This is a genomic window from Bacteroides sp. An19 (genome assembly GCF_002160215.1).
GTDB classification, from domain to species: Bacteria; Bacteroidota; Bacteroidia; order Bacteroidales; family Bacteroidaceae; genus Phocaeicola; species Phocaeicola intestinalis.
Window position 1 is genome coordinate 1 of the sequence record NZ_NFKD01000097.1, and the last position, 9,262, is coordinate 9,262.

Genomic DNA, 9,262 nt, shown 5'->3' on the forward strand with positions numbered 1-9,262 from the left:
GCAGGCTCAGGGCGAACAACTTTGTAGAAAACATCTTTTCCACATGTATGGCACTGCATAATCTCAGAATTAAAATCAACCCTTGGAACTATCATAACTAATTTACATAAACTCTATTATACAAATCTTCCGTTGCATTTTCCCAACCTTGAGAATTATCTACTCCGTCCAGTGTAGGCAGCAAACGCACAAGAAACTGAGCACCTTTCCATCCTTGGCTTAAAGCCGAGCTGAAATTGGCTCCCCATATAATTTCAGAGTTAAACCGATTCGCAATTTTGAACAAATCTGCATAATTGCTCATCATTGGGAATTTAGCTATTGCCAGATTAGCTTTATCTATTGCCCGTTGATAATAATCCATAGCATCATATTCTGCAGCATACGTCAAATAAACCCGGGCCAATAAAGCAGAAGCAGATTCAGCATAAGGTCTTCCACCTCCTAAACGGTCTTCATAGGTTAAATCCGTTTCTGCCGTCTGAAGATCTGAAATAATCAGTTCATAAATATTTTCTTTAGGAGCACGCGGCAAAATCTGTTCATCCACTCCTTCCACATTGTGCTCACGCAAAGGAACATCCCCGAACATACGTATCAAATCAAAATACATCATGGCTCTAAAGAATTTAGCTTCAGCCAACAAATGTCTCTTTAAGGTCTCATTCATGTCAATAGCCGGCACTTTATCTAGTACGACATTACAACATTTAATAGTCTGATAAAAATCGCGCCACAACAACTCTACCGGTTCGTTATATTGGTCTATCTGCATATTATCTACCGAGGTATATTGTATGCTTGACTGATTACTTTCTGCATTATCTGTAAACAAATCCTGAAGCACCCAATAATCGTTGTAGAAAACTCCACCATAGTTCTTATCCCACAGACCACCTGGAGCATATCCGACAATCAAATAATCATAAATAGCATTGGTAGCCGATATCGCATCTTTTTCCGTTTTATAATAATTCTCACTGGTTATGCTGCCTTTAGGTTCCTCGTCCAAAAAACCGGAACAAGAACTCAATGCCAATGCACCACAAACCAAAAAACTTGCTATCTTACTTTTCATAACATTGTCCTTTTAAAAATTCATTCTTAAACCAAATTCATACGATTTTGCCATTGGATAAGAGCCATAATCTGCTCCCATAGAAAGATTATCATTCGCAAAACGGCTTACTTCCGGGTCATATCCAGAATAATCCGTAAACGTATAGATATTCTTTAAACCTGCGAATACCGTCAGTCCCTCACAATAAAACTTCTTAGTTAAGCTTTTCGGGAAGGTATAACTCAGGGTGATGTCCTTGATTCTTAGATAAGACCCATCTTCTACATAATGATCTGACAAAATATTTCCAGCATTTTTAGTAGTCGCACGAGGATATTCATTGGTCGGATTGGTCGGAGTCCATCTATCCAAAGCTGCCGTAGAATTATTCCGGTAGCCGTCAAAACTTTCCAACGAGAACTTATTGAAGTTCACAATTTCATTTCCTACCGCGCCTTGCAGATAGATAGTCAATCCCAACGATGATTTGTCATTAAATTCAAAGTTGAACGTATTATTAAAACCAAATGTAAAATCAGGATTAGCATTACCCAATACATACAAGTCATCTTCATTAATTGTTCCATCTTGAGTTTTATCGACATATTTACGATCACCATAATTCAAAGTCTTGCCTGCAAAAAAAGGAATCTTTGATAAATCTTCGTCCAGTTGAGCAATACCATCGGTTTTATAACCATAAATGGTTCCAATAGGCTGACCTTCAGTAATTTCGGTCCAATAAGTAATACCCAATATGGATGCGCCGGTCAGATTCTCCTGGCTACCTGCCAAATTGGTAATTTCATTCTTGTTATAACCCAAAGTAAAGTCAATGTTCCAATTAAACTTTCCGGTAAACGGAACCGCCCCCAAAGTCACTTCAAAACCTTGGTTTTCCAAATTACCTACATTGCTTACAACAGAATCATATCCAGTATTGAAAGCAACAGGCATACCTAACAACAAGTCTCTTGTTTTCTTATAGTAATAATCAGCTGTTAAAGTCAAGCGATTATTAAACATACCAAAATCTATACCTATATCAAATTGAGCCGTTGTCTCCCATTTCAAATCCTGGTTACTTAATGTATAAGGAACCAACCCTTTTACTATCTCAGAATTTCCAAAATAGGCTTCCGTATTAAACATAAGTCCCTGCGAACTGTAAGGAGGAATACCTTCATTTCCCACAATACCATAACTTGCTCTCAACTTCAAATTCGAAATAGCCTTTACATCTTTCATAAAGTTTTCTTCAGACAATCGCCAAGCACCTGATACCGAGGGGAAGAAACCATACTTATTCCCCTTACCAAACTTAGATGAACCATCCACACGTCCTGTCAACGTCAACAAATAGCGTCCTTTAAAATTATAATTTATACGAGCCAAATAAGAAAGCATCTGCCATTCAGTTATACCAGAAGTCGTATTCTGTTTCAATGCACCAGACTGTATGGAGTTCCAACCTAAAGAGCCATCTTCAAAGTCAGCAGTAGATACTGATGACATTTCAGACACAAAAGCCTGAGCAGTCATACCAGCTAATGCACCTATTGTATGGTCTCCCCATGTTTTTGTATAGTTTACAGTATTTTCCCATACCCAATTATATCCGTCACGATTACCGATATTGGCATAACCGCCATTCGATTCCGCACGTTTCAGTTCTGCTGCAGCAAAAGACTGATCTTTCATGTAAAAATAATCCACACCAATGCTGGTTTTGAATGTCAAGTCTTTAATCGGTGTCCACTCCAGAAATGCATTTGCCAATGTTCGGAACGAAGTATTCCGGTTCTTTGCTTCCAGTGCATCCTGAACAGGATTTCCGACATTCGGACTTTTCATATTATTTTCATAGGTATAGTTTCCTTCCTCATCTCGTACAGGAAGTCCCGGATTCATTTCAAGTGCCCATGACGTAACACTTGACGCAAAACCTCCTTCTGAGTTGGTTACAACACCATTCGAACGACTGTAACTCAAATTTGCCGAAATACCAGCTTTCAACCATTTATTAATCTGCTGGTTCAAATTCACACGGAAGCTACCTTTTCCAAAATCCGAACCGATAATGATACCGTCTTGCAACAACAAATTACCAGAAATAAAATAAGTAGTCTTGTCATTACCTCCAGATACAGAAACATCATAATTCTGCATGGGAGCTACACGGAATATTTCATCTTGCCAATCAGTATTGATTTTAGCAAGATTATTCAAATCTGCAAATACTGGATTACGTTCGATGCCATCATTATCTGCCACCTCATTCGCCAGTTCTGCCAACTGCACAGAATTAAGCATATCCATTTGCTTAGTCACCTGCTGCCAGGTAAATTTCGCACCAACCGAAACATTCGGTTTTCCACTTTTTCCATGTTTAGTCGTTACCAATACGACACCGTTAGCTCCACGGGCACCATAAATTGAAGTAGCCGAAGCATCCTTTAATATTTCAATTGATTCTATATCATTCGGATTAATGTTCGTCAACGGATTCAATGCCGGATTCTGCGTTGCACCTGTACTAAAAGAAGCAGCGTCACTGATTACCGGAATTCCATCTATTACATAAAGTGGTTCATTATTTCCATTAATAGAACTGGTTCCACGAATACGGATAGATGTTCCTGCACCCGGCTGACCGGATGTATTCAATACAACAACTCCGGCAGCACGTCCTTGTAAGCCTTGGTCTAACGAGGTTACAGACGTCCCAACTATTTCATCTGCCTTCACACTGGCTACTGCAGAAGTCAAGTCGCTTTTCTTCTGAACACCATAACCTACAACCACCACCTCATCCAATAATTCCGTATCATCATGCAAGACAATATGGAAATCACTTTTCTGAGCAACCTTTATTTTCTGTGTTTCAAATCCAACAAAAGAAATTTCTATAACAGAACCTTCCGGTACTGACAATGTAAAATTGCCATCTAGATCCGAAATAGTACCATTCGATGTACCTTGCACGACCACAGAAGCACCAATTACCGGTTCTCCTTTGTCATCATAAATTACACCTTTTATATCTTTCATTCCATTTTGCGCAAATGCACCTACACTTGCCAACAGAACTGAACTTATTGCTACTGAGCGAATAAATTTATGTATTTTCATAATTTCATTTATTTATAAGATCCTGGATTACAAGCCTCAACATAATAGTCGTCTGGATTTTTACCTCTATATGGAGTAAAGTCATCACTTTTCGAGACAGGGGAATAGGTTTCCGTAACGATTTCATCAGTTGAGAAATCCGGTCCCAAACTGGAAAGATCCTGATGACTTTCCAATATCATTTCCCGATCAGCCAATTTCACAACTTTATATCTGGTTATCATAGGTGTATTCGGCTGAAAAATATTATATTTAACCAAATAAAGTGAATCTATTTTCTCACCAGTCCTCTCTACATCCCAAGAACAACAAGAATTTAATGTTTCCAATTGAGCTGCAGAAAATATAGTTCCCCAATCTAATTCCAACGTCAAGTCCGCATTAAAACGATAAATATCATCTTTCAAATCAGGAGTGGCAAAATCCTCTCCTTGAATCATCTGCTGAACTAATTGCCAATCATATTTCAACAATAAAGGCAATTCTGCTAAATCAACTGTAAGCACCAGATCAGAAGCATCCACAACAGCACCGTTTACATCTAATCCATAAAAAGAATATACCACTACACCATTTTCATCTCCCGACACTACTTGTGCATTGAACGTATATGGGAAACTCAAATTTGCCACATTCAATTCTTTGGTATAATCAGAGATCTCTTTTCCAGAAATGGTCTTTTTAATCAGAATTTTGGAGAATCTGCTCGGATCTGATAAAGAAACTTGAATAGATACAGAGTCACCAATTTTCACTTTTTCTTCATAAGAACTTAAACTCAACAACACACTTCGTTGATTTTCATCATCATCACATGCCATAAAGGCAGACAAAACAAATCCCAATATAAATAGGAAATATACAGATTTTTTCAGTGTTTTCATACAATTACATTTATTGATTATCAAGATTTTGCAATGCATAAGCATAAGCACCGCGCATAATGGAGGAGCTGGCTCCTGACCGACTGCACATGACAGCTATGCGCTTGGAATCATTATACGGAACTTGAATGGAGGTTCCGGGGATCAGTACCTGACGGGAAGAGGAAGAAAGGAATCGGGTGCGCTCCGGCTCTTCTTCCCAATTATATACGTCCATTTGCACACAGGGGAAACATTCTCCGGAAAACATGGATACCGTGGTACGCAATTCGTTGACTAGGGAAGGAAGGATGTAACGGGAAGCTCCCATAAGCCCGCCACCTATCACAACCACACCGTCCACGATGTTCAGTGCAGAAGCTATTGCACTTCCAGCCATTTCACCCAATTCGCGGAAACTGGCTATTGCCGCCTGCCGGTCGCCTGCCCTCATCCCTTCGGCTATATCGAATATGTCTTTGGGAGTCAGTCCACCGTCTTCCGAACCGGAAAGTTCACGATAGACCCGCTTGACGGCACGGATGCTTACGCTCTCTTCACTAATCATCGACGGGTATTTCTTGTTGCGCATCAGCCAGACATCACCGCCACAACCATTGTCTCCTGTCAGCAGACGGTTGTCGATTACGACTCCCGCACCGAATCCGGTACCTAAGGTGATACCCAACAGGTTGTGATACTCGCGGTTGCTGCCTGCCGCCTTCAATGCTGCATTCACCATCGGAAGTGCTCCGGACAAAGCTTCGCCATACGCAAACAGGTTTCCATCGTTCTCAATATATACCGGAATGCCGTAACGGTGCTGCAGGAAAGGACCGAGCGCCACTCCCTGACGGAAGGAAGGGAAATTGGGCAGGTTGCCTCCTATCACGCCGTTCTTATAATCAGCAGGACCGGGAAAAGCAAAACTGACAGCCACCGGAGCGGTATCCAGTTCCTTGATGACGGCATCAAAACCCGCCACCAACGTCGACAGACATCTGTCCAAGTCATCGGAAGCCGAAGGCATGCCGATAGGACGTACTATCTGTTTATTCCCACGGATGGCAGAGAATACAAAATTGGTTCCTCCGGCATCCAAGGTCAAAACGACACGTTTATCATTTTCATACATACTATTAAGGCTTGTTTAAAGGTTTGTACTCCTTAACTGAATCAAAAGCGGACGTAGGCTTTCACCGTCACACACTCTTTTCCTTCCGACTTGCCATAAGGACGGATGGTGTATTCTCCCACGCAGGCAGGAATGATGAAGGTTTCGGCATAATGCACTACAAAAGGTTTAAATGCCAGAGTGGGACTTTCCACGATAGCTTCTTCGCCTTCCAGCAGATTGAACACATTCACGCTGTTGTTTGTTTGATGGGATACTGGAACAGAGAAACGGTGACGACGGGTTTCGATAAACTCATTCGCATGCAGCCCGGTACGCTCTTCAGTCCATCCTTCCCCTTCTGCAATCGGAGTCACACAATTACGCAATTTCTCGTACACATAATCGGTATTGCGGTTCCAGTTTATCACACATTTGCCACGCTCCACATTGATAGGACGAGGTTTGCCGTCTAATCCCAAACGCTGCCAGTCCCACAACTTGAACGTAAACAGATTCGGGGTCGAGCTGATCTCAAGCACCATACTGCCGGCTCCCGAACAATGCACCGTACCGCCAGGAATCAGAAAATGGTCGTGCTTCTTTGCCGGTATCTTGTTGACATACTTCTCTGCATCGAATACGATTTCTCCGCGCTGTGCCCTGCGCAAGTCTTCTATCATCGCTTCCCGGTCCACACCGTTCTTGACACCCAGATATACAACTGCGCCTTCTTCGGCATCCAGCAGGTAGTAGCTTTCATCCTGCGTGTAATACATACCGAAATTCTCGCGGATGAACTGCGTAGTAGGATGTACCTGCAAGCTCAGATTGCCGCCTCCAATGGTATCCAGGAAGTCGAAACGAATCGGAAAGTCTTTCCCGAAACGCGCTTCTACCGGTTCGCCCAGCACTTCTTTGCTTTTCAGCAGAATCAAATCGACCGAAGGCAATTCGAAACGCACTCCGTTCACTTCGAAATATAGGCTGTTCTCTTCAGGCACACAGTCGAAACACCAACCATAATTGGACTGACTACGATCTAAATCGCATACATCCTTCATCCATTGTCCGCCCCACGGAGCCGGGTCAAAGAACGGAACCACACGGAAAGGCTTAGCAGCTGTCTTTTCAATACCTTTAAAGAAAGTGGCACGGTCTATCATCTTAGGCTGTCCGGCAATATGCGTATCCAACCAAAAATCCACCTTACCGAACAGAGAGTCTTTATAACGGTCGCAAATCCGCCAGTCGTTAAAGTATCCTCTCTTATATTGAAGAGAGACAGCTTCATTCCGGTTGTCCACCCCTAAAGCACGGACTTCATGACGGCGGAAACGCTGCTGGATTTCCCAACGCGCCATATCCACATACACCAGCGGAACGTCCGGAACAACCTTGCTTGCTCCCGTTCCCAACACAACCACCGGCATATCCGACCGACTGATACATTCCTGTGCATCGGCAAGCTTGCCGGCATCAAAATAATCATCCAATGACAAATTGGTTACATAACCGAACAACACATCATCGGTCATAAAACGTTCCGTCATACGTTTGATTTCCACTTCGTCTTTATACAAGTTGCAAACCCGGACGATTTGCACCAAAGGCAGAAGCGAAAGTTCCTCCAGCAGTTCCTCTTCGTATACACCGGTGTAACAATCCACCGCCAATACACGAGACCGGTTCAGCATGCCTTCAAGCACAGTACGCACTTCATCCCAACCTTGAAAGATTTTACCTTCAATTTGAGTGGCAGGAAATTTGTCGTAGTTTGACTTCCTCATACAGCTTAATTCTTTATTTGTTTATACATATATATTGTTTGTGCAAATATATGAATAATATTTTATTTTATGCAAGAGTTTAAAGAGAAAAATTTTTTATTATATTTGCAATAAAGAAAAAACATTACAGAAATGAACATAGATCACAACAGCAACAAGCCTCTACACATACAAGCAGAGGAAATTTTACGAAATCTCATTGATTCTGACGAATATAAAGACGGGAAATATCTTCCTAACGAAATTGAGTTGTCGCAAAGATTGAACATTTCCAGAAATACCTTGCGACAGGCAATCAACAAACTCGTATTCGAAGGTTTGTTGGTACGTAAGAAAGGTGTAGGTACAAAGGTTGCAGATAAAAGCATTGTGGGAGGAGTGAAAAACTGGCTCAGTTTTTCACAAGAGATGAAAATGCTGGGAATAGAAATACGCAATTTTGAATTGCATATCAGCTGGAAGAAACCGAATGAAGAAATCTGCCGTTTTTTTAATATGGATCCGGTACAACCTGTAAAATGTATTGTTTTAGAAAGAGTCAGAGGAAAAAAAGAATATCCGTTCGTCTATTTTATCTCTTACTTCAATCCTAAAATTCCTTTGACAGGAGAAGAAGATTACACACGGCCGTTGTACGAATTGCTGGAAAAAGACTATAGTATTGTCGTAAAGACCAGTAAAGAGCGAATTTCCGCCAACCTGGCAGGCGAACAGATAGCAGACAAATTGGACATCCAGCCAACTGACCCGATCCTGATTCGTCAACGATTCGTATACGATATCAATCAAATGCCTATCGAATATAATATAGGATATTATCGGGCTGACAGTTTTACTTATACAATAGAAGCAGAAAGATAAAGACACAACTCAGCTCCTGTGAAAATACAATATAACTGCGTTTACTGTAAGATTAATAATCTTACGGCGTGAAGATTAATAATCTTACAGCCTGAAGATTATTAATCTTGCCAGACTTACTGCCAAATTATCACGCGGTAAATGTTTCTTTAAGAATCGAGTAGGAGGTAAACATTAATCATAGGTGTTTATCTCCTATTTTCATGTTCACCGACCTCTCACACCACCGTACATGCCGTTCGGCATACGGCGGTTCCTATTTTGGGTACCATTCGAGATACGAACCCATTAAGGTATAATACCCTGCTTTTCTCAAGCTATCGTTATTTATCGCCACCTTCAATATAGGACTGTCAGCAATACGCCAATAACCTTTGCGAGTGTTACCCCATTCACATGCCTTGTATTTTCCAATACCACATTTAATGAGGTTTGCCACCTT

The 9,262-nt window shown here is 41.4% G+C and carries 6 protein-coding genes and 1 pseudogene; 1 reads left to right on the plus strand and 6 read right to left on the minus strand.

Features of this window, described 5'->3' with window-relative positions; all coding sequences use genetic code 11:
- Positions 1–97: 97 nt before the first annotated feature.
- The 5 genes from B5F25_RS19930 to B5F25_RS19950 are packed head-to-tail and all read right to left on the minus strand — an operon-like array spanning position 98 to position 7,959.
- Positions 98–1,078: a RagB/SusD family nutrient uptake outer membrane protein gene (locus B5F25_RS19930; RefSeq protein ID WP_087251619.1), complete on the minus strand. Its 981-nt coding sequence runs from the start codon at positions 1,076–1,078 to the stop codon at positions 98–100.
- 12 nt (positions 1,079–1,090) lie between these two features.
- The gene (locus B5F25_RS19935) at positions 1,091–4,192 is read right to left on the minus strand and encodes a TonB-dependent receptor (protein WP_087251620.1); all 3,102 of its coding nucleotides are present in this window, start codon (positions 4,190–4,192) and stop codon (positions 1,091–1,093) included.
- 8 nt (positions 4,193–4,200) lie between these two features.
- Entirely contained in the window at positions 4,201–5,076 is an 876-nt protein-coding gene (locus B5F25_RS19940) for a hypothetical protein (RefSeq protein ID WP_087251621.1), read from the minus strand.
- Between the two features lie 10 nt (positions 5,077–5,086).
- Positions 5,087–6,190, minus strand: a complete 1,104-nt coding sequence (locus tag B5F25_RS19945) for an ROK family protein (protein ID WP_087251622.1) — start codon at positions 6,188–6,190, stop codon at positions 5,087–5,089.
- A gap of 41 nt (positions 6,191–6,231) precedes the next feature.
- A complete protein-coding gene (locus B5F25_RS19950; protein WP_087251623.1) occupies positions 6,232–7,959 on the minus strand; it encodes a class I mannose-6-phosphate isomerase in 1,728 nt (575 codons plus the stop codon).
- A gap of 132 nt (positions 7,960–8,091) precedes the next feature.
- Between B5F25_RS19950 and B5F25_RS19955 the strand changes: the two genes are divergently transcribed.
- On the plus strand, positions 8,092–8,820 hold the full coding sequence (locus tag B5F25_RS19955; RefSeq protein WP_087251624.1) for a GntR family transcriptional regulator: 729 nt from the start codon (positions 8,092–8,094) through the stop codon (positions 8,818–8,820).
- Between the two features lie 256 nt (positions 8,821–9,076).
- On the opposite strand, the pseudogene B5F25_RS19960 reads toward B5F25_RS19955, so the two are convergent.
- A pseudogene (locus tag B5F25_RS19960) lies at positions 9,077–9,262 on the minus strand (group II intron reverse transcriptase/maturase); the annotation flags it as partial.

Coding starts and splice junctions, on each gene's coding strand:
- B5F25_RS19930 (WP_087251619.1), bottom strand. CDS start 1,078: ATGAAAAGTAAGATAGCAAGTTTTTTGGTTTGTGGTGCATTGGCATTG.
- B5F25_RS19935 (WP_087251620.1), bottom strand. CDS start 4,192: ATGAAAATACATAAATTTATTCGCTCAGTAGCAATAAGTTCAGTTCTG.
- B5F25_RS19940 (WP_087251621.1), bottom strand. CDS start 5,076: ATGAAAACACTGAAAAAATCTGTATATTTCCTATTTATATTGGGATTT.
- B5F25_RS19945 (WP_087251622.1), bottom strand. CDS start 6,190: ATGTATGAAAATGATAAACGTGTCGTTTTGACCTTGGATGCCGGAGGA.
- B5F25_RS19950 (WP_087251623.1), bottom strand. CDS start 7,959: ATGAGGAAGTCAAACTACGACAAATTTCCTGCCACTCAAATTGAAGGT.
- B5F25_RS19955 (WP_087251624.1), top strand. CDS start 8,092: ATGAACATAGATCACAACAGCAACAAGCCTCTACACATACAAGCAGAG.